Origin of the sequence: Polaribacter septentrionalilitoris, from assembly GCF_009832745.1 — a bacterium.
Taxonomy (GTDB): domain Bacteria; phylum Bacteroidota; class Bacteroidia; order Flavobacteriales; family Flavobacteriaceae; genus Polaribacter; species Polaribacter septentrionalilitoris.
Window position 1 is genome coordinate 87,962 of the sequence record NZ_VRMJ01000041.1, and the last position, 22,518, is coordinate 110,479.

Annotated in this window: 16 protein-coding genes; 8 read left to right on the plus strand and 8 right to left on the minus strand. The window is 30.8% G+C overall.

The annotated features are described in order from the left end of the window. The first annotated feature begins 107 nt into the window (after positions 1 to 107). The 5 genes from FP421_RS10590 to FP421_RS10610 all read left to right on the plus strand — a co-directional run bounded on the left by FP421_RS10590 (position 108) and on the right by FP421_RS10610 (position 4,771). The gene (locus FP421_RS10590; RefSeq protein WP_159950418.1) at positions 108 to 470 is read left to right on the plus strand and encodes a BlaI/MecI/CopY family transcriptional regulator; all 363 of its coding nucleotides are present in this window, start codon (positions 108 to 110) and stop codon (positions 468 to 470) included. A gap of 137 nt (positions 471 to 607) precedes the next feature. Further along, a complete protein-coding gene (locus FP421_RS10595; RefSeq protein ID WP_159950420.1) occupies positions 608 to 1,996 on the plus strand; it encodes a M56 family metallopeptidase in 1,389 nt (462 codons plus the stop codon). 10 nt (positions 1,997 to 2,006) lie between these two features. Continuing rightward, complete coding sequence (locus tag FP421_RS10600; RefSeq protein WP_159950421.1) at positions 2,007 to 3,257, plus strand: tetratricopeptide repeat protein; 1,251 nt, start codon at positions 2,007 to 2,009, stop codon at positions 3,255 to 3,257. Between the two features lie 63 nt (positions 3,258 to 3,320). Continuing rightward, positions 3,321 to 4,250 carry an energy transducer TonB gene (locus tag FP421_RS10605; protein ID WP_159950422.1) on the plus strand — a complete coding sequence of 310 codons (930 nt, stop codon included), beginning with the start codon at positions 3,321 to 3,323 and terminating at the stop codon, positions 4,248 to 4,250. Positions 4,251 to 4,324: 74 nt separating this feature from the next. Beyond that, a complete protein-coding gene (locus tag FP421_RS10610; RefSeq protein ID WP_236548100.1) occupies positions 4,325 to 4,771 on the plus strand; it encodes a hypothetical protein in 447 nt (148 codons plus the stop codon). A gap of 62 nt (positions 4,772 to 4,833) precedes the next feature. On the opposite strand, the gene obgE is transcribed toward FP421_RS10610, so the two are convergent. The 4 genes from obgE to FP421_RS10630 form a co-directional block, all read right to left on the minus strand. After that, positions 4,834 to 5,823, minus strand: coding sequence for a GTPase ObgE (obgE, locus tag FP421_RS10615; RefSeq protein WP_159950423.1), 990 nt, complete (start codon positions 5,821 to 5,823; stop codon positions 4,834 to 4,836). A 73-nt stretch (positions 5,824 to 5,896) separates the two neighbouring features. Then, positions 5,897 to 7,015 (minus strand): adenylate kinase, encoded by a 1,119-nt coding sequence (locus FP421_RS10620; protein WP_159950424.1) that lies wholly within the window; start codon positions 7,013 to 7,015, stop codon positions 5,897 to 5,899. Positions 7,016 to 7,124: 109 nt separating this feature from the next. Next, on the minus strand, positions 7,125 to 10,103 hold the full coding sequence (secDF, locus tag FP421_RS10625) for a protein translocase subunit SecDF (protein ID WP_159950425.1): 2,979 nt from the start codon (positions 10,101 to 10,103) through the stop codon (positions 7,125 to 7,127). Positions 10,104 to 10,252: 149 nt separating this feature from the next. Then, complete coding sequence (locus FP421_RS10630; protein WP_159950426.1) at positions 10,253 to 10,867, minus strand: hypothetical protein; 615 nt, start codon at positions 10,865 to 10,867, stop codon at positions 10,253 to 10,255. 187 nt (positions 10,868 to 11,054) lie between these two features. Here FP421_RS10630 and FP421_RS10635 point away from each other — a divergent pair, with 187 nt between their 5' ends. Continuing rightward, complete coding sequence (locus tag FP421_RS10635) at positions 11,055 to 12,731, plus strand: formate--tetrahydrofolate ligase (protein WP_159950427.1); 1,677 nt, start codon at positions 11,055 to 11,057, stop codon at positions 12,729 to 12,731. Positions 12,732 to 12,832: 101 nt separating this feature from the next. Here the strand turns inward: FP421_RS10635 and mdh are convergent, their stop codons facing one another. From mdh to gyrB, 3 genes are all read right to left on the minus strand, one after another. After that, entirely contained in the window at positions 12,833 to 13,759 is a 927-nt protein-coding gene (mdh, locus tag FP421_RS10640; RefSeq protein WP_159950428.1) for a malate dehydrogenase, read from the minus strand. 132 nt (positions 13,760 to 13,891) lie between these two features. Next, complete coding sequence (locus FP421_RS10645; protein ID WP_159950429.1) at positions 13,892 to 14,935, minus strand: DUF6588 family protein; 1,044 nt, start codon at positions 14,933 to 14,935, stop codon at positions 13,892 to 13,894. Positions 14,936 to 15,049: 114 nt separating this feature from the next. Then, on the minus strand, positions 15,050 to 16,987 hold the full coding sequence (gene gyrB, locus FP421_RS10650) for a DNA topoisomerase (ATP-hydrolyzing) subunit B (RefSeq protein WP_159950431.1): 1,938 nt from the start codon (positions 16,985 to 16,987) through the stop codon (positions 15,050 to 15,052). A gap of 365 nt (positions 16,988 to 17,352) precedes the next feature. Here gyrB and FP421_RS10655 point away from each other — a divergent pair, with 365 nt between their 5' ends. Further along, the gene (locus FP421_RS10655) at positions 17,353 to 18,609 is read left to right on the plus strand and encodes a porin (protein WP_159950433.1); all 1,257 of its coding nucleotides are present in this window, start codon (positions 17,353 to 17,355) and stop codon (positions 18,607 to 18,609) included. A gap of 151 nt (positions 18,610 to 18,760) precedes the next feature. Here FP421_RS10655 and FP421_RS10660 read toward each other — a convergent pair whose 3' ends face one another. Continuing rightward, entirely contained in the window at positions 18,761 to 21,718 is a 2,958-nt protein-coding gene (locus FP421_RS10660) for a G8 domain-containing protein (protein WP_159950442.1), read from the minus strand. A gap of 541 nt (positions 21,719 to 22,259) precedes the next feature. Between FP421_RS10660 and FP421_RS10665 the strand changes: the two genes are divergently transcribed. Then, positions 22,260 to 22,517 (plus strand): Asp-tRNA(Asn)/Glu-tRNA(Gln) amidotransferase subunit GatC, encoded by a 258-nt coding sequence (locus FP421_RS10665; RefSeq protein WP_317163331.1) that lies wholly within the window; start codon positions 22,260 to 22,262, stop codon positions 22,515 to 22,517. The last annotated feature ends 1 nt before the right edge of the window (position 22,518 follow it).

Consider the following 22,518-nt stretch of genomic DNA (forward strand, 5'->3'; position numbering starts at 1 on the left):
AGACGAAGGTATAAAATGTTTGTTACAAATCTTTTTAACTAAAAAATTAGTTTAAACTAATTTTTTAGTTATATTTGTTTTATCAAACTAAAAACTTAGTTGAAATTATGAGTAAACAATTAACAAAAGCAGAAGAGCAAATAATGCAAGTTTTGTGGGATTTACAAGAAGCATCCGTTAAAGAAGTTATCGATAAATTGTCAGAACCAAAACCAGCATACAATACCGTTTCTACCATTATCAGAATATTAGAAACTAAAGAATTTGTTGCACACAAAAGTATTGGTAGAGGGTATGTATATCATCCTATTATAGAGAAAGAAGCCTATAGTAACCAAAGTTTGCATAAACTAATGAATGGTTATTTTAACGGATCTTTTAAAAATATGGTTTCATTTTTTGTAAAAGAAAATAAAATGGATGTGAAAGAATTAGAAAGTATTTTAAAGGAAGTAAATAAGAAAAAGTAAATAACTCGTCAGTTCGAGTGAATTTGTGAGGAACGAACAAATTTGTATCGAGAACAATCAACTTCTCGATACTATTTTATTTCGATTTTTATCTCAATAAAATCACTTGAAGTGACCATCAATAAAAAACAAAAACTATGATTAATTATATTTTACAAGTCATATTATTCCAAGTACTATTTTTGGCGATTTATGATTTTTTTCTAAGCAAAGAGACATTCTTTACAAAAAATAGATGGTATTTATTATCTACACCAATACTGTCTTTTTTAATTCCTTTAATTAAAATTCCTACTTTTCAAAAAGCAGTTCCTCAAGAGTTTATTATTTACTTGCCGGAAATTATTTTATCACCAGAAAAAGTAATTCAAGAAACTAAATTTTATCAATCTATAAACTATATAGATGTTGTTTTTATTTCTGGAATTATTGTGTTTAGTGGATTATTTTTATATAAGTTGTTTCAGATATTTCTATTAATAAGACAGTGTAAAATAAAAAAACAGTCTGATTACACCTTGGTTTTAATTCCAAATAGAACCAAAGCATTTTCATTTTTCTATTATATTTTTATTGGAGAATCAATTTCTGAAACTCAAAAGAAAAAGATTATTCAACACGAATTGGTTCATACCAAACAAAAGCATTCTTTAGACTTATTATTTTTTGAACTCTTAAAAATTGTAATGTGGTTTAATCCAATGGTTTTTTTGTATCAAAAAAGAATCACTTTGGTGCATGAGTATATTTCTGATGAAGTTGCTTCTAAATCAGAACCAAAAGAAAACTATATCAATCATTTACTATCCAACTTTTTTCAGGTTGAAAACATATCGTTTATCAACCAATTTTATAAACAATCATTACTAAAAAAAAGAATTATTATGATGACCAAAACACAATCAAAAAAATTAAATCAATTAAAATACTTAGTACTAATACCTGCTTTAATTGGAATGCTTTTTTATACTTCTTGTACTGAAACAGAAGTACATGATGATTTCTCTAAAACAGAAAAATTAAACTTAGAGAGTATTCAAATAAAAGAATTAAAGCGGGTTAATAAAAAATTAAGCGATTCTATAGAAATATTGGATAAACAGAAAAAAGTAAGAGAAAATAGAATAAAACATTTAGAGAAACTGGGGTTTTCAAATGGTATTAAAAATATAGAAACAGAAGAAGTTTCCTTTATGACCATAGACAAAGCTCCAACTTTTCCAGGTTGTGAATCTGGAGATAAAAAATGTTTTTCTAAAATGATACAAAAACATTTTGCCAAAAACTTTAATGCCAATATGGTAAAAGGGTTAGGTTTATCTTCTGGAAGAAAAAGAGTTTTTATTGGTTTTAAAATTGATAAAGAAGGTAATGTAATTGATATTAAAGCAAGAGCTCCTCATAAAGATATTAAAGAAGAGGTAATAAGTGTTATGAGTACTTTGCCAAAAATGATACCTGGAGAACAAAAAGGAGAAAAAGTAGGAGTAAAATATGCTATTCCATTTACATTGGTAGTTGAGTAAATTAAAAGTTATGAAAAAGAAAATTTTATTTGTATTACTCTTAGTAGTTGTAAAAGTTGAAGCGCAAACTTCAACTTTTTCTGTTGCTGATAGTTTGTTTGCAAAAGGAAGATATAAATTGTCTTTAAAAGTGCTTAAAGAATTAAAAGAAAGTTTTAAAATTAATGCAAAAAAAGCAGTAATTTTTGAATCTATTGATAATTATAAGAAAGCTGCATTTTACTATAAACAAGCATTAACTTTTAAAGAAGATTATAAAACTAAATTAAAGCTAGCAAAAAGTTATCGTGCTTTAAAACAATCAAAAAAAGCGATTCCTATTTATGAAGAAATTTTAGCCAAAGACTCTTTAAATTTGGTGTTAAAATATCAATTAGGGAAACTTTATATCATCAATAAAAAACCCATAAAAGCACAGAAAACATTTCAATATTTAATTTCTAAAGATGCAACCAATGCTAATTACTCTTATCATTTGGGGCTTTCTTATGCATTACAAGGCAAAAGGGACCCAATGATTAATAGTTTTATCGATACTTTTGAAAAAGATACACTGCACTTAAAAGCAATTACCAGATTAGCAAATAGTTTTCAAAAATTAAGAGATAAAGACTCTACACAGCTTTTTGTAGAAAAAGGTTTGACTATTTCACCAAATGATTATCATTTAAATACACTTAAAATTAATCAATTATATAGAGATAAAGAATATGCAAAAGCGATACCGTATTTATTAAATTTAGATACTTTGTATAAAAAGGAAACTTATCCAATGTCTTTATTGGGTAGAGCATATTATCATATAGATAGTTTAGAAAAAGCAAAAAAGTATTTAAACAAATTAACAGCAGTTGATAGAGAGGACTTTAAAGCCAATACTTATTTGGGACATATAGCTTTTAAAGAAAAAGACTACAGAGCAGCGATGTTTGAGTATTTTAAAGCCACAACGAAAGGAAGAAAAGCTAGAGATGAGGAATATTATGGATTAGGGACACTTTATTTTGAGCAAAAAAAAACAAAAATGGCTATAAAAATGTTTGAGAAAGCACATTTTGAAAACCGCAGAAACCACAGGGCTCTGTATCAATATGCAAAACTTTCTGATGATTATTATAAGGATAAAAAAATAGCTTATAAACTTTATGTAAAGTACTTGGAAAGTGTCTATGATAAAGACGAAGTGATCACGAATTTTGTTAAAAAAAGAATTTCAGAAATTAAGAAACTAATCTTTATGAAAGGAGAAACTCTAAAATAATATACTTTAAATAATCTCTATTTTGTTTTGTTTTAGTTTATGTATTTTTGTTAAAAATACATAATGAAATTACAGTTATCTTTTTTATTTATTCTTCTCATATGTTTTTCTGCTTATGCACAAGATAAAAACGATATCGCTCAAATTTATTTTAAAAGAGCAGAAAAAAGTTATGCAACTAAAGACTACCATGCAACAGAAAGATATTTAACAAAGGCTATTGAATATTTTGGAGGTATAGAGAGTGTTGATGTTGCTACTTTTGGAGCTAAATTTTATTTTGAAAATAAAGATTTTAAAAAGTCTAAAGATTTTCTAAAAACCTATTTTAAATTAAATAAAAATAAAAAATCTAAAGTGTATAATGATATGCTTTTATTGTATACAGATGCTTTAGATGCTATTGAGAATCCTGTTAAAACAAAAACAGAAATAAAAAAAGAAACAAAAAAGGTGTCTCCTAAAATTATTAAAGACACGATAAAAGTAGTAAAAAACATTGTTAAAGATACCGTTAAGGAAGAAATTACTGTAATAGATGTAGATCAAAACCAATCTGAAGGTGAACAAGGAGAAGATGTTGTAGATGAATATGATGTCATTGAAGAAGAAAAAGTTCAAGATGTATCTTTTATGATTATAGAAGACGTTCCTGTTTTTCCGGGTTGTTATGGTAGTAAAAACGAGTTAAAAGCTTGTTTTAGTAAGAGTGTTCAAAGGCATTTTGCAACTAAATTTAATGCAGATTTACCAAACACGCTTGGTCTATCTTCAGGAAGACATCGGGTTTTTATAGGTTTTTCAATAAATACAAGCGGAAGAGTGGTAAATATTAATACTAGAGCACCTCACCCTAAAATTCAAGAAGAAGTTATTAGAGTTATGCAGCTTTTGCCATTAATGACTCCTGGTAGGCAAAGAGGAAAACCAGTTGGTGTTAAATATTCAATCCCTTTTACTTTAATTGTTGAAGGTGATGATAAAAAAAAGTAGCAAAAGTCTTCTAATCTTAATAAATTCTCATATCTGATACAATGATGTTTTTGCGTTTTTCTTTTCTTTTATTCGTGATTGTTTTGTTCAACTCGTGTGACAAATTTTCATTTTATAAAAGTAATAAAAAGCAACCTATAGACACTATTGTAGATTTTTCTTCAGTAGATATGTTTCCTTCCTTTAAAGATTGTAATCCTATCATTGACAAGGACAAAAAAGCTGATTGTTTTAGAGAAACCATTCACCAAAAAATAGGAGCAGAGTTGTTAAAACATCAATTCACTATTAAAGACGCTATAGATGAATTAGTTTATGTTGATGTACTAATAAATTCAAATGGAGAATTTTTGATAGCTGGTATTGCATCTTCTCAGAATATTAAAGATCAAATTCCAAAATTAGATAGCTTATTAATAGCAAGCATTCAAAGTTTACCAAAGGTTTATCCCGCTATTAAAAGAGGAATACCAGTTACTACAAAATATAGATTGCCTATTAAAATTCAATTACAAGAATAGCTTTCAATTTTTGAAAGACCTGTTCTACGGTTTCTACTGTTACCGAAATGACGTTTTAGAAACTAGTTTAACATTTTCCAGAGTTTGTCTTTCAACTCCATTAAGCCTTGTTGAGCAACAGAAGAAATAAATAAAGTATCAACACCTTTTGGAAGTTCAGATTTAATTTCTGTTTTTAACTCATCATCTAACATATCACTTTTAGAGATAGCTAATAACCTGTCTTTATCTAGCAGTTCAGGATTGTGTTTTTTCAACTCATTCAACAAAATTTCATACTCTTTTTTGATGTCATCAGAATCTGCAGGAACTAAAAACAATAACGCAGAATTACGCTCTATATGTCTTAAAAAACGATGTCCTAAACCTTTACCTTCAGCAGCACCTTCTATGATTCCAGGAATATCAGCCATCACAAAAGTTTGATGATTTCTGTATTCTACAATTCCTAAATTTGGTTTTAATGTGGTAAATGCATAATCTGCAATTTTAGGTTTTGCTGCAGTTAATACAGATAATAATGTAGATTTCCCAGCATTAGGAAAACCTACTAAACCAACATCTGCTAAGATTTTTAATTCAATTCGAAACCAACCTTCTTTTCCGTCTATACCTGGTTGTGCATATCTTGGAGTTTGATTGGTGGATGATTTAAAATTCCAGTTTCCTAAACCACCTTTTCCACCTTCTAAAAGGATGACTTCTTTACCATTTTCGGTAATTTCGAATAAGATTTCGTCAGTGTCAGCATCTCTAATAATGGTTCCTAAAGGAACATCAATATAGATATCTTCACCATCATGACCAGTACTTCTACTTTTGCTTCCTGCACCACCTTGAGTTGCTCTAAAATGACGTTTAAATTTTAAGTGAAATAATGTCCACATATTTTTATCACCACGTAAGATGATGTGTCCTCCACGTCCACCATCACCACCATCAGGCCCACCTTTGGTAATGTACTTTTCTCTGTGTAAATGTGCAGAACCTTGTCCGCCTTTACCAGAAGAAGCGTAGATTTTTATGTAGTCAACAAAATTTCCTTCAGTCATTTTTTTCTTTGTATGCGTTTAGTTGTTTAATCGAAATTTACGATTAAATAAACGGTTAAACGAATAAACGTTTTTAAAGTTTGTCAAATACTTCTGAAATTCTTTGGGTAATTTCTTCTATAGAACCTACACCATTAATTCCGTAATATTTTCCTTGCGCTTCAAAATAATCTTTTAGAATTGCAGTTTTTGTGTTGTATTCGTTAAAACGGTTTCTAATTTTACCTTCATCAGTATCATCAGTTCTACCACTTGTTTTTCCTCTTTCTAACAAACGAGTTACCAAAACATCTTCAGGAACTTCTAAAGCAACCATTCCGTTAATTTGCTCTCCTTTGTCACCTAAAAAAGCATCTAAAGCTTCTGCTTGAGACTGTGTTCTTGGAAAACCATCAAAAATAAATCCGTTAGCATCTGCATTTTTTTCTACTTCTGCTTTTAACATGTTTATAGTAACTTCGTCAGGTACTAAATCGCCTTCGTCCATATACTTTTTAGCCAATAAACCTAATTCTGTAGCATTTTTAATGTTGAAACGAAATACATCTCCAGTAGAAATGTGTACAAGATTATACATGTCTTTTAAAAATTCTGCTTGAGTTCCTTTTCCTGCTCCTGGAGGGCCAAATAATACAATGTTTTTCATTTTTGGTGTTGTTGTTAATTGATATATTGCTGGGTAATTTCTTCCCAAACCGTTGTAATCTAATCCGTAACCTACAATAAATTTATCTTCAATACTTTTTCCGATATAATCTATTGGAAGTGCTTTTCGAAACACATCTGGTTTAAAGAATAAGGTCGCAACTTTGAGTTGTTTTAAGTTTTTGTTTTTAAAGATATTATATATTTCTTGAAGAGTATTTCCTGTATCTATAATATCCTCTAAAATAATGACTGTTCTGTCTGTAAGATCTTCATTAATACCTACTAATTGCTTTACATTTTCTGTGGATGATGTTCCGCTATAAGAGGTTAGTTTTACAAATGAAACCTCACAATCTCCTTGATATTCTCTAATAAAATCTGCTGCAAACAAAAAGCAACCATTTAAAATTCCTATAAAAATAGGGACTTCATCTTTGGGTAAATCTCTTTCTACTTGTAATGCTAAGTGTTTTACAATGGTATTAATTTCATCCTTATTGATGTAAGGTTTAAAATATAAATCGTGAAGTTTGATAATACTCATGAGTTTGCAAATATAATAGCAATATACTTAATGTAAAAACCGTTTTCTATAAGATACTGAAACAAGTTCAGTACAAGAAAACGGTCTTTAGTTTTTTATTGAATTAGAACTAAGCGTTCTTTTCGTCTTTCTTAGTGGTATCAAACATTATTGGTGTTGCCACAAATAATGAAGAATATGTACCTACAGCTACACCCACAATTAAAGCAAACATAAATCCTTTAATTGAATCTCCACCAAATAAGAAGATGGCTAACATTACTAATAATGTAGTTAAAGATGTGTTGATAGTTCTTCCTAGAGTAGAACTTAATGCTGTATCTACGTTTTCACTATATTTTCTGTTAGGATAATCTCCAGCAAATTCTCTAATTCTATCAAAAATAACCACGGTATCATTCAGTGAATAACCAACTACAGTTAGTAATGCTGCAATAAATGATTGGCCAATTTCCATATCAAAAGGCATAAAACTATAGGTAATAGAAAATACACCCAATACGATTAAGACATCATGGAAAACAGCCACAACTGCACCAATAGAGAATGATACTTTTCTAAAACGTAATAAAATGTATAAGAAAACAATTAATAAGGATCCAAATACAGCATATAAAGCTGATGTTTTAATATCATCTGCAATAGTTGGTTCTACCTTAATAGAGCTCATTACACCTGCTCCTTCTTTTTCGAAACCTGGTTTAAAGTTCTCGTAAGTTGTGTCTCCTAAATACGATTTTAATCCTGTGTATAAAGCACTTTGTACTTCATCATCTACTTCTTGACCTTCTTCATCAATTTTGTAAACTGTTGTTATTTTTAATTGATTTGGTGTACCATAAGTTTTTACCTCTGGAGCAGTACCAAAAGCGTCTTTTAAAGTTCCTGCAACCTCTGTAGCATTCATATCTTGATCAAAACGAACTACGTAAGAACGCCCTCCTTTAAAGTCAACTCCTTGTTTTAATCCGATAGAGAAAATAGAAACCAATCCACCAATAATAATGGCACCAGAAATGATGTAAGCAATCTTACGTTTCTTTAAGAACTGAACATTAATGTTTTGGAACCATCCTTTAGAAATAGATGTGTTAAAGGTTAAGTTTATACCTTTGTTTGTTGCACCATCAATTAAAATACGTGTGATAAATACAGCCGTAAATAATGATGTTAAAATACCAATCATTAATGTTAAGGCAAAACCTTTAATTGGTCCTGTACCAAATACATATAAAATTATACCTGTTAAAAAAGTGGTGATGTTTGCATCTATAATTGCAGATAAAGCTCCTTTGAAACTAAATCCTTCATCAACAGACTGTTTTAATCCTTTCTTTTTAAATAAACCTTCTTTAATTCTTTCAAAGATAATTACGTTCGCATCTACAGACATACCAATGGTTAAGATAATACCTGCGATACCTGGCAATGTTAATACAGCACCAAAAGAGGCTAAGATTCCGAAAATGAATAAAATGTTTACAATTAATGCGATATCAGCATATAAACCAGCTTTTCCGTAATATAAGATCATCCAAAGTAATACCAATACAATTGCTAAACCAAATGAAAGGAAAGAAGCATCAATAGCTTCTTGACCTAAAGATGGTCCTACAACTTGTGCTTGAATCATTCTAGCAGCAGCAGGTAATTTACCAGCTTTCAATACTGTTGCAATATCTTCAGCTTCTTCAATAGTCATACTTCCACCAGAAATAGAAGTTCTACCTCCAGTAATGGCTTGGTTAACAGAAGGAGCAGTATACACATAATCATCTAAAACTACAGCTACAAATTTACCAATGTTATCAGCTGTCATTTTAGCCCATTGCTTAGTACCAGAACTGTTCATAGTCATAGAAACTTCTGGTTTATTCAATTGGTCAAAAACTTGCGCAGCATCTAAAATTACATCACCTTCAATGGTAGCTTTGTTTTTTCTGTTTCCTTTAATAGCATATAAACCAATGATTTCATTATCGTCAGCACCTTTGTTCGACTTATAGTCCCATAAGAATTTAACGTTTCTTAATTCACTTGGAATTAAAGCTCTTACTTCTTTTCTGTTTAATAAGTCGTTTACTGTAGCTGTATCTAAAACTCTAGCTTGGGCTACTAAAGAACTCATTTGTTGTTGAGATTGTGCCACATTAGGAAACAAATAGGTGAATAAATTCTTCTGATTAGCAACATCTAAAGAGTCTTTATCTTCTCCCAATAAATCATCAATATCATCTTTTTTAGTAGAATCTTTTTCTTTTTCTAAAACAGTAGTGTCTTTTAAAAGTTCAGCAACTTTAGCGTTTGCAGCAAAGAAATAGTTTTGTACTTCTGCATTTGTATACACTTCCCAAAACTGTAATTCAGCTTTACTAGTGATTAACTTAGTAACACGATCAATGTCTTTTGCTCCAGGTAATTCAATCTGAATTCTACCAGAGTTTCCAATTCTTTGAATTTTTGGAGAAGCAACTCCAAACTTATCAATTCTACTTCTTAATACTTCTAGAGTAGTAATAATTGAACTGTTGATTTCCTCTTGTAAAGTTTCTTTAACCGTTGAATTGTCCTCGTTAAAAGAAATCTTTTCGCTTAACGCTTTTGTTCCAAAAATTGATGGGTCACTCAATTTAGTATCTCCGGCAACTTTCTCAAATTCTTCGAAAAATAAATCTAAATAAGTAGCATTACTATTTTTTAATCTACTATCTGCAGCTTCTAAAGCTTGGTTAAAAACTTCATTTTTAGAATCGTTAGATAAACTTTTTAATACTTCTTTTACAGATACTTGTAAGATGGCGTTAATACCTCCTTTTAAGTCAAGACCAAGATTCATTTCCTTGTCTTTAACATCATTATAGCTAAATTTTGTAATACCTAAGTCAATAATGTCTTTGTTGGCAACACTGTCTAAATATTTTCTCTCAAAAGAAGCTTTTTCTCTTGCGTTGCTATTAGCACCTCTAGTTTCAGAATATACTTTAGCATCATCTTCAACTTTATTTGCTAAAAATGTAAATGATAATTGGTATAAACTTACCAATCCAAATAGGATTGCAAATACTTTTATAAGTCCTTTGTTTTGCATTTTATAATTGTTTTGTGGTCAAATTTTTTTTTAAAAACGAGCAAATATATGGCTTCTCGTAAAACCTGACAATTTATTTTTATGGTTTGTTTTGTTAGATTATGAGTGTGATACTCATTAATTTAGAATGACTTTTAAAATGTATTTAATTACATTTTTTTAGCCGATAAAGATAGAGGTCCAGCTCTAACTTCGGGTTCTTTATAAGAAGTTTTATCCTCTGTAAAAGGATTGTTTTTATAAGCTTTGTATGCAGTTTTAAAAAGTTGATTCGATTTGTTTTCTTCAACATTTTTTAGAAAAGCAGGGAAACTGTTTGTCGTAAAACGATCAGAATGATATTTTATTTCGAACACAAACTTATCATCAGGTGTATTAGAAACATCAGTTTCGTTTGTCAATTCATAAATGTCAATATTGTAGTCAGATGAAGTCTCCTCTTTCTTTTTGTTTTCAGAGTTTTGATTTAAAATAAACTCTTGGTCTTTTTCAAGCGCTTTTTTAACGTCACCAATAGCAACTGAACTATAATAGGCTATTTTTAAAGTACCATTTTTAGCTTCATTTATAGTAATGTTAGAAATACCAACTTCAAGAAGTTTTTCTTTAACATCTGCAATAGTGCTGTCAATATTTTCTTTGTTGATTGTAGTGTCAACAAATTCCAATACAATTTCTTGATTGGGTGTAGAAACCTGCTCATGAAAAGCTCCGAAAAGACTAAAGAGAAAAAGTAAAGTACCAATGTACCATTTTGCATTCATGCGCCAAATATATGAAAAATAGTGTTTTAAACATCCGAAAATCAAACCTTATTTTAAGAATAAAAGTTTAGGTTTTATTGAGTAATTTGTAATTTTTAAATGAAATAGAATAAGAATATTATAGATTCTTAAAAATGAGTATATTTATTTGCTAAAATTGATAAAATAATACTTTTAAATTGATTGTATGAAACGTCTATCTGATATAGAAATTGCTCAAGCAAAAACACTAAAGCATATTCGCGAAATTTCTCAGAAATTAAAAGTCGAAGAAAATGATTTAGAAATGTATGGAAAGTACAAAGCAAAACTCCCTTTGTCTTTAATTGATGATGAAAAAGTAAATCAAAATAATTTGGTTTTAGTAACTGCTTTAACACCAACTCCAGCAGGTGAGGGAAAAACAACAGTTTCAATTGGTTTAACTGAAGGATTAAATAAAATAGGTAAACAAGCTACAGTAGTATTAAGAGAACCTTCTTTGGGTCCTGTTTTTGGAATAAAAGGTGGTGCAGCAGGAGGTGGTTACTCTCAAGTTGTGCCAATGGAAGATATTAATTTACATTTTACAGGTGATTTTAACGCCGTAGAAAAAGCCAATAATTTGCTTTCAGCGTTAATAGATAACAACATTCAGAGCAAAACAAATAATCTAAATATTGATCCAAGAACTATTCTTTGGAAACGTGTTATTGATATGAATGATCGTTCTTTGCGAGATATCACAATTGGTTTAGGGGGAACTATGAATGGAGTTCCAAGGCAAGATGGATTCAATATTACCCCAGCTTCTGAAGTGATGGCAATTTTATGTATGGCATCAGATTTAGATAATCTTAAAAAACGTTTAGGAAACATTTTTATAGGTTTTACTTATGATAAAAAACCAATTTTCGCCCGTGATTTAAAAGCAGAAAATGCAATGGCAATTTTGTTAAAGGAAGCAATTAAGCCAAATTTAGTACAAACCTTAGAGGAAAATCCAGCCATAATTCATGGTGGCCCATTTGCAAATATTGCACAAGGAACCAATACTATTATTGCTACCAAAATGGGACTTTCTCTATCTAATTATGTGATTACGGAAGCAGGTTTTGGAGCGGATTTAGGAGCAGAAAAATTCTTGAATATTAAATCGACATTTGCTAAATTGAATCCTAAGTGTGTGGTTTTGGTTGCTACAATAAGAGCATTGCGTCATCATGGAGGAGCGAAATCAGATGAGTATAATACACCAGATTTAAAAAAGGTTTCAGAAGGATTTAAAAACTTAGAAAAGCACATAGAAAACATCAGGAAATTTAATATTGAACCTGTTGTAGCAATCAATTCGTTTTTACCAGATACTGATGAAGAAGTGAGTTTTGTAATCAAAAAATGTGCTGATTTAGGTGTAGAAGCTGTTCTGTCTGAAGGTTGGGCAAAAGGAGGAGAAGGAACCAAAAAATTAGCAAAAGCTGTGGTAAATGTTGTAGAAAACAAAGCAACTCAATACAAACCTTTGTACGATTGGAAATCTCCAATAACAGATAAAATTGAAACAATTGCCAAAGAAATTTATGGAGCAGTTGCTGTAGAGTATAGCAAGCAGGCACAACTCAATTTAAGAAGAATTGATAGGTTAGGATTTAATGACTTTGCAATTTGTATGGCAAAAACACAAAATTCATTTTCAGATAATGCAGCTTTAAGAGGGAAGCCTGAAGGTTTTACGGTTACAGTTAGAGAAATAGAAATTGCAGCAGGAGCAGAGTTTGTAATTCCTATTTTAGGAAAAATGATGCGAATGCCTGGGTTACCCTCAATTCCAGCATCTGAGAATATGACTATTGATAATGATGGAGTAATTTCTGGACTTTCTTAAAATCCGAGAATAAAGAAACAAGAATAAAGAAACAAGAATAAAGAACAAAGAAAAATCCAACTCTAAGAGCTGGATTTTTTATTTTGTCTGAAGTCTAAAGTCTATAATTCTAACAATCCGTTAGTTTTAGAAACTCCAGCAGCAGATTCTTGCATGTGAGCTTTTTCAGCTTCACTCAATTCAATTTCTACAACGCTTTCAATTCCGTTTTTACCTAAAACTACAGGAACTCCAATACATAAATCAGATAAACCATATTCACCATCTAATAATGTAGAACATGGAAATATTTTCTTTTGGTCACAAGCAATTGCTTGCACTAAACCACTAACAGCAGCTCCAGGAGCATACCAAGCAGAAGTGCCTAATAAACCAGTTAATGTTGCACCACCAACTTTAGTGTCTTCTAAAACTTGCTGTAATCTTTCTTCAGAAATGAATTCTGAAACAGGAACAGAGTTTCTTGTGGCTAAACGAGTTAAAGGAACCATTCCTTTATCAGAGTGACCTCCAATAACCATTCCGTCAACATCAGAAATAGGAGCACCTAATGCTTCAGCTAATCTGTATTTAAAACGAGCAGAATCTAAAGCACCACCCATTCCAATAATTCTATTCTTTGGTAATCCAGTAGTTTTATGAACTAAATACGTCATGGTATCCATAGGATTAGAAACTACAATAATAATTGTGTTTGGAGAATGTTCTATTAAACTTGCAGATACAGATTTAACAATACCAGCATTAATTCCAATCAATTCTTCACGAGTCATACCTGGTTTTCTTGGAATACCAGAAGTTATTACACAAACATCAGAACCTGCTGTTTTACTGTAATCGTTTGTACTACCTGTAATTTTTGTATCGAAACTGTTTAAAGAAGCAGTTTGCATTAAATCCATTGCTTTACCTTCTGCATATCCTTCTTTAATGTCTAAAATAACAACTTCAGAAGCGAAGTCTTTAATGGCGATATACTCTGCACAACTTGCACCTACTGCACCAGCACCAACTACTGTAACTTTCATAATGATTTATTTTTTAAGTTTTTATGATAATTTTCTGATACAAAAATACGATATAAAAAATAGTTAGTAATGATATATATCATAAAAAAAGACACCTCAACGAGATGTCTTTTTTTGTTATATTTTTTTAGGTTATCTAATGCTAATAGCAACACCTAAATTAGCAGTGTTGTATTCTTGAAAAGAATAACTACCATAAATTTTGAAAAAACCTAAACTTAATCTAGCACCTAGAGTAGTAGCAAAGCCACTAGAATCAAAATCTAAATTACCAGGAACAGATAATGTTTTTGTAACTGTATCGTTTGGAGCAGGAAATCCGGTATCAAAGACACCTGTATAGGTTCCTCCCATTGAATAAGAAGAAGATCCAGAATTATAGCCAATACCACCAAATAAATTTATAATGGGGAAGTTTAAAGAAGCAATAGCTTGAACAGTATATGCTGATAAATCAAACTCAGCTAAAGCTGCTTGTGTTCTTAATGGTCCAGTAGTAATATCTGCGATACCATAACTAACATTCATACTAGTATATGCAGCAAGAAGAGATACATGTAGTGGAGTTTTTTCCATTGGCCCAAACCAACTTGTAATTTCTTTCTTTAAGCCAACACCAAACATGTTTAAAGAACTTTCATCTTGATCCCCACCAAAATTAACATCTGGAATGAATCTTACCATTGCTTCAAATTTCCAAGGTAATCCAACACTTAATTGAACTGCTGGTGCTGGAACTAAATTAGCAGGAAGTTCAACACCTCCTGGAGCGGTAAAAGTTGCGCTTGCAGGTTGGCCTTGAACAGTAGTGTTTACGGTAAATTGGGCTCCTGAAAGATCTCCTCCAGAAAATGATGGAGTTGTTTGTGCATTTGATGTTAAACTGCTAGAAAGACCTAAAGCAGAAATATTAATTAAATCTTTTTCTGTAGGGATAACTGCTCCACTTGCTCCAATTGCAATATCAAAACCAAAAGGTTTGTGAACTTTAGCAGTATGATACCATCCTGCATTCATTGCATTAATAAATCCTTCCATTCCTGGGGCAAAGTATGCCTGCATTAACTTCTGAGAATCAGCTGCGTCAGCTAAAAGGATATTTTCAAAACCATCTTGTGCCTTGGTGTTAAACGATAAGGCGAAAACGCCTAAAAATAATAAAATATACTTTTTCATTTTTAATTAAGTTTGGTTAATATTTGTTTAAAATTTGATTTTAGTCATAGCTAATATATAAAAAAATACACACTTCATAATAAAGTGTGTATTGTTTGTGTGAAAAAAATACTTTTATACGTCTATGTTTGCATATTTTGCATTACGTTCAATAAAATCTCTTCTTGGAGGTACTTCATCGCCCATTAACATAGAAAACACTCTATCTGCTTCTGTAGCATTATCAATAACAACTTTACGTAAGGTTCTGAATTCTGGGTTCATTGTAGTGTCCCATAATTGTTCTGCATTCATCTCTCCAAGACCTTTATAACGCTGGATATTTACAGAACCACCCATTTGTTTTGCAATTAAGTCACGTTGGTTGTCATCCCAAGCATATTCTCTTTTTTGTCCTTTCTTCACTAAATATAGTGGTGGAGTGGCAATGTAGATATATCCTTGTTCAACCATTTCACGCATATACCTAAAGAAGAAGGTTAAAATTAAGGTTGCAATGTGAGAACCATCAACATCGGCATCACACATAATAACAACTTTGTGATAACGTACTTTTGATAAATTCAATGCTCTAGGATCATCTTCAGTACCAATAGTTACTCCTAAGGCAGTAAACATATTTTTGATCTCTTCATTTTCAAAAACCTTATGCTGCATTGCTTTTTCAACATTCAAGATTTTTCCACGTAATGGTAAAATAGCTTGAAAGTTTCTATCACGTCCTTGTTTTGCGGTACCACCTGCAGAATCTCCCTCAACTAAGAAAATTTCACATTGAGCAGGGTCTGTTTCAGAACAATCTGATAATTTACCAGGTAAACCACCAATAGACATCACCGTTTTACGCTGCACCATTTCACGAGCTTTTCTAGCAGCGTGTCTTGCAGTTGCAGCTAAAATTACTTTCTGAACAATAGTTTTAGCGTCATTAGGATTTTCTTCTAAATAGTCAGTTAACATTTCTGAAACTGCTTGAGAAACAGCAGAAGAAACTTCTCTATTTCCTAATTTGGTTTTAGTTTGACCTTCAAATTGTGGTTCAGCAACTTTTACAGAAACAATAGCGGTTAATCCTTCACGAAAATCATCTCCAGCAATTTCGAACTTTACATTTTTAAGTAATCCAGATTCATCAGCATATTTCTTTAAAGTATGCGTTAATCCACGTCTAAATCCAGATAAGTGAGTTCCACCCTCATGTGTATTAATGTTATTTACATAAGAATGTAAATTCTCTGAATACGAGGTGTTATAAACCATGGCTACTTCAACAGGAATTCCATTTTTCTCACCTTCCATAGAAATAACAGTAGCAATTAATTGCTCTCGTGTAGAATCTAAATATTTAATAAATTCAGGTAATCCTTCATCACTATGAAAAGTTTCAGAAATAAAGTTTCCTTCATCATCTGTGTTTCTTTTATCTGTTAAAGTAATGGTAATTCCTTTATTTAAATAAGCCAACTCACGCATACGTGTAGATAGCGTTTCATAATTATACTCTGTAGTTTGTGTAAAAATTGACTTGTCTGGTAAAAAAGTAACTATTGTACCCGTAAAATCAGTTTCTCCAATTGTTTTTACAGGGTATAAAGTTTTTCCTTTTTCATATTCTTGCTGCCAAACTTTTCCTTCTTTATGAACGGTTGCTGTTAAGTGTTCTGAAAGTGCATTTACACAACTTACACCAACTCCGTGTAAACCTCCTGAAACTTTGTAAGAATCTTTGTCAAACTTACCACCAGCTCCAATTTTTGTCATTACTACTTGTAATGCAGAAACACCTTCTTTTTTATGAATTCCAACAGGAATTCCACGACCATTATCTTTAGTAGTAATTGAGTTGTCTTCATTAATAATAACATCAATTGTATCACAATAACCACCCATTGCTTCATCAATAGAGTTGTCTACAACTTCATAAACTAAATGGTGTAATCCTCTAATACCAACATCACCAATATACATTGAAGGACGCATTCTAACATGTTCCATTCCTTCTAATGCCTGAATACTGGAGGCATCATATTCCTTTTTAATTTCTTCGCTCATTTTATATGATTAAATTATAATTATTGATTGAAAATTGTATAAAATACAACCTACCAAATATAAGAAAACAGACTTCTTTTATTGATGATTTGTTGATAAAAATGAAAATTGTTGATAACTCTAAAAGTGGCTTAAATCTTCTAAAAACCACCTTAAAATTGATTTTTTGTGAATTTAATTTTGTAGTTTTCAATGAAATATAATTAATGCTTTATAGCTTTTATTTTAAAACCTTAAAATTCTAAAACTATATCGATTTAGTGCTGGTTTGTTGTAAAAAAAAGTTATTGATACATGATGTTTATCACATTTTTGAAAGAAACTTCAGTATAATTTTGCCTTGTAATTCAGAATAAAAATATAAAATGAAACGAATTAAAAAGTGGTTGTTATTGGTGGTTTTATTTTCTTCAATCATTTCAAACGGACAAGAAGAAAAAGAGTTTAAACCTGTAATTAAGTGGAATATGACTTCGCAGATTTGGTTGAGATATTCAGATTTAAATGAAGGTTCTCTTATTAATAATCAACCTACAAGTAGCTTTTTGGATATTTCTATTAGACGTATAAGAATACCTGTTTCTTCGCAAATAACACCTAAAATATTTCTCTACTCAATATTTGGTGGTAATAATTATAATTTTAAGAATAAAACCTTTCAATTAGAAGTTTTAGATTTTTACGTAGAATATACGTTTGATAAAGCTTTTGAAGTTGGTCTTGGTAAATCTGGATGGCAAGGTTTAAATAGATGGAATATTCGTTCTGCAAAAACATTAATGGGATTAGACTCGCCTTTATTTACTTTAAATTCTGTAGAAAAAAATGACGATTTAGGTCGTTTATTTGGTGCTTGGATAAAAGGACAATTCGGAAAAGTAGATTATAGGATAGCTTTTAATAGACCTTTTCTTCCTTCAACTATACCAAGTGGAGAGGTTAATTTTGCGAAAAATCAACCAAGAGTAAAGACTTCATCTTATATGAAATATCAATTTTTTGAGCATGAATCTAATAAGTCTGCTTATCAAACAGGGACTTATGGAAATACAAAAAAAGTATTTAATATAGGTGCAGGTTTTCAATTTCAAGAAAACGCAATGAGTGATGGTGATACATCGTTAGCATCAACAAATATTTATGATATGAAACATTGGGCAATAGATTCATTTTTAAACTTACCTTTAGCAAATGATGAAGCTATTACTGCATATTTAGGATATTACGACTATGACTTTGGAAAAGATTATATTAGAAATGTAGGTGCAAATAACCCAACAACTGGTGGAGGAACAGATTTTAATGGAGCAGGAGTAGCGTTTCCAATGATAGGAACTGGGACAACTTGGTACATGCAATTTGGTTATGCGTTTAAAGAATCTAAAATTTTAGGAGAATCTTTTGTGATTCAACCTAATATAGCAATTCAAAGTTCTGATTGGGATGCTTTAAACGATCAAATGACAGTGTATGATTTTGGTGTGAACTTTTTACTGAATGGCAAACACAGTACAAAATTTAGTTTAGGTTACCAACACAGACCAATTTTTGATGCTACAACGATTCAACAAAAAGGCTATAAAGGAATGGCGGTTTTACAGTATCAAGTTTCATTGAAATAAAATAAACCGAAAGTTATAAAAACCTTAGTTGTTTATTCAATTGAATAAAATTTAAATACATAATAAGGTTAGGTGTTAAACGTTAAAGAATCTTGTTTTTATTGGTATTATAAAATGTTTAGAAATTTGTTCTAAAATTTAAACTACTTATTTACTGAATCACTATTTTTTTAGATAACGTTTTACTTTTATTATTCATAACCACAATATAAAGTCCAGAGGGTAACTCAGAAATATGTATTGATTTACTCTTCTTGCTTGAGTTAGATCTTAGATTTTTTGTTAATACAATTTTTCCTGTCGAGTTAAAAATTTGAATATTAGTATCAAGATCAAAATATTTACCTGAAAAATTTAAAGTATTAATCACCGGGTTTGGGAAAAGATTTGCTTCATTATCAACAATAAAATCAACTATATTTAATGTGCCATCATCAGTAAATGGGTTTGTGCCATTTATTATTTCTTGCCTGTCGCTTACTAAATCTCTATCTGTATCTAGCATAGGTACCGTAAAATTGCTAGACCAATTGATCTTTATTGTTTGGTTTAGTTGGGTAGCTACAAACTTTAGGAAAAGATCTCCATTTCGTTCTTTATAAAAGGAGCTATTATTAGAGCTCGTTAGAGTTGCTAAAGAGTTGCTTTCTGTTAAGCTTTTTCCAGCTAGTGATACATTTAAACCACCAAGTCTACCGAAGTCTGAAAACTTTACAATATAGTTATCGCCAACTTTTGCATTTTCCATAGCTATATTAATGCTTTTATTGGTAGGTAGAGCTTCGAAAGTATAGTTGTATTGAAATCCTTCGTTAACGATAAATGGAAATTGAATAAAAGTTTTAAAGCCATAGATATGATATGCAGAGGCTATTGGAGTATTATTTTTAATTCTTCTGCAAGATACATTTGGAATTTGAGCAGTGGCTAATCCAGGAAAACGTAATACAGAAGATGCAAAATTATGCTCGCTTACATAAGCTCTAACCCAGTGAGAAGGTTTTGTTTCATCTCCGACCAACATAAATGGATGATTGCTTACAATAGAGGAATTCGCTTTACCCGTTAGAGAGCCATCTTCATCTAATAAAACAGTAATCCAGTTTCTTGGGTGAGAGGGATTTTGAGGTCTGGTGTCATCATTTTTAATGGGAATATCAAAATTTGGTAATATGATATGAGGTATTTTATTATTTTCGGTAGTTATACCAGAAAGATGATGATTGGTGTGCTTGGTAGCTGCACCACCACTGCTTATAAATGTTCTTTTGCCTGTGTTCCAACCGACAAAGTGAGAATCTCTAATTTGTCCTGGACCATCATACATTCTATATAGCCTTGCGTTTCCTTGTAAAATTCCTGTTCCAGAATCTGCTACAATCACAGATTTTTTGATTTGGGAAAAACTTGCAAATTGAATAGCCGTAGCATTATCAACAAGAATATTATTATAGAAAACGAGATTGTTGGTGTAATCGAATCTATTTCCAACACTATTTCCTAAACCTGAATAGACCCCAAGTTTATTAGCATACCAGGTGCAATCTTCAAATAAATGCTCGTCTTTGTTTAACCAACCTCTATTGCTCAGTATCTTATGATTTTCCGTAAGTTGATCAAAAACATCTACACCACTTGTGCAACTATGCGCTTTATTCCCTTTAAAAAGACCTAAAGGTTCTTTGTAAGGTTCTATACCGTTAAATCTAGGATCTTTAGCAGAGTCTCCCATGGGTTTTTTAGGAAATGCAAACCAATAACCAGTTCCTTCTGTTCCTGCTGCAACATTATTTTCAAATATATTATTAGGATTGGTTATCCAATAGGTAGCTGGTGTTCTATTTTGTACCTCATTAAGTTGATTGTCAGAAGGTGTGACTTCTTCACCTTTTAATGGTTTTATAGTTAGTAGTGCAACGTTGTTTTTTATCACATTAAATCTTTCGCTTCCATCTTCTAAAAATACACCATGTCCTATATGGTCATAAATAAAATTATTATCTACTCTTGTATAGCTTGTGCCATGAATCGTAATGGCTCTATTAAAAGATTTATGAATGCTAGAATTTTTAATATATTGTCCAGATCCGAATTCGTGTAATAAATGCCAGTGCCATGGATATTTACCCAATTTTGCTTTTTGCCCCATTCTGTATAACTCAATATTACTAGCATTAAGTGTACTATTGGCCATTGCCATGATATGTCCACCAAAACCAGTTTGTTCGCTATTTGGATGTCCTTGAATTTTTATATTATGAGTTAAAAGACCAACTTCAGCTCTTAAATCGGCTGTCCAAGTTTTGCTGTCTTTTGCTCTTGTGTATGTTTTTACGGCACTAAAATGGGGGTATTTTAAAGCTTCAAGAAAAGTGATTTTTAATTTATCCGCACTAATAGCGCTGATAGTTCTTTTTTCGGCCTCTTGCCAATTGGTTCTGCTTGATACAATAACAATTTCATCACCAACCTCCCAATCAATAGGTTTAGTCATTGTTATTTCTTTTGAACCTATAGAGGCATTGGCACCGAGATGTGTCCAGCTTATTTTTTCTTTACCGTGTAATTCTATTGTACCTCCTCCCATTGCACCTATAAAATTATCACCCATTCTTCCTGAGCTTTTTTTATCTTCTCCAATAAGAGTAATCTTACATTTACCATTGGCGATGTAAGGTTGATTTTCGGTACCAATCTCAAAAAGTGCACTGGCACCCATAACTAGAATCTTTTCAGTTTCTAATTCTATTGCTGCATTATTTGTTTGTCCTTTAATTGCCTGTAAAACACCCTGTATAGTAATTGCTTTCGCTTTAATAACACCTACCAAATCTACCTTTATTCCTTTCGGTATTAAAACCTCATCATTTGCTGTTGGTACAGATCCAGTAGACCATATTGCTGTATCTTGCCAACTGCCATTTTTTATAGCTTGTATGGGTGCAAGTAAGGCATCTAATGGTTTAACTGTAGTTTGGTGACTTGTAAATAGAGTTGATTCTTCATTATAATTATCAGAATTTACCACACTTAAAACAGGTGATTTATTAGCTGATAGTTCAAAAATTACAGTAAACAAAACAAATGTATAAAGAATACTTTTTTTCATATTAAAAAGGGTATTAGAAGGTATTAGTATGGCATTACTTTTTTCTAATGTATAGGATGTTAAGCAGTCAACTATCCTGTTCTATCTGTTTTTTTTTGATCGATTTCAAATAAATAATCTCTTTTAAACGAGCCAAATTTTGGTAAGATTGCCTTCATCATATTTTTTATAGGTGAACTACTTTAATTAAGATATAACAGCATAAAAACTTTACAATTTCAATTTTCTTTGAAATAAAAACAATCATAAGCAGTAAAAACTTTAGATTTTGAGGAACTAGTAAATTAGTAATATTTAATTTATCAAATTCATAAATAAATTGAGATATACTAAAAAATAGTGTGTAGTCTATTTATTCTCTCTATATTTGACGCTCAGTTAGAAAAAAATGATCAATAATAATAACAATAATAATTTCAATAATCCTAATTTCTAGGATTGGAAGGTTGTTGTTTAATAATATAAAAAGCCTTCCAATTTGGAAGGCTTTTTTGTTATTCTGAACTTTTTTCAGAATCTAAAAATAAGAAAGATGAGTAAAATGATGACAGTCGACATTCTGTCGAGTATTAAAGGAGCCAAAGAATCTGATACAGTCAGTAAATTGTTTGATGTAATTAAAAAAGCAAATACATCAACAAGTAATTTGGGTAATAATTCTAATAATGCCTTGTCTTTAGATGATTTAAGAGAAGATGTTGTAATTGATAGTTCTCAAATAGAAAAAGATATCATCATGGAAAACTTTCCAAAGAAAAAGGATGGTTATTTAGTGGTTGCTAAAGTGATAGAAGAATAGT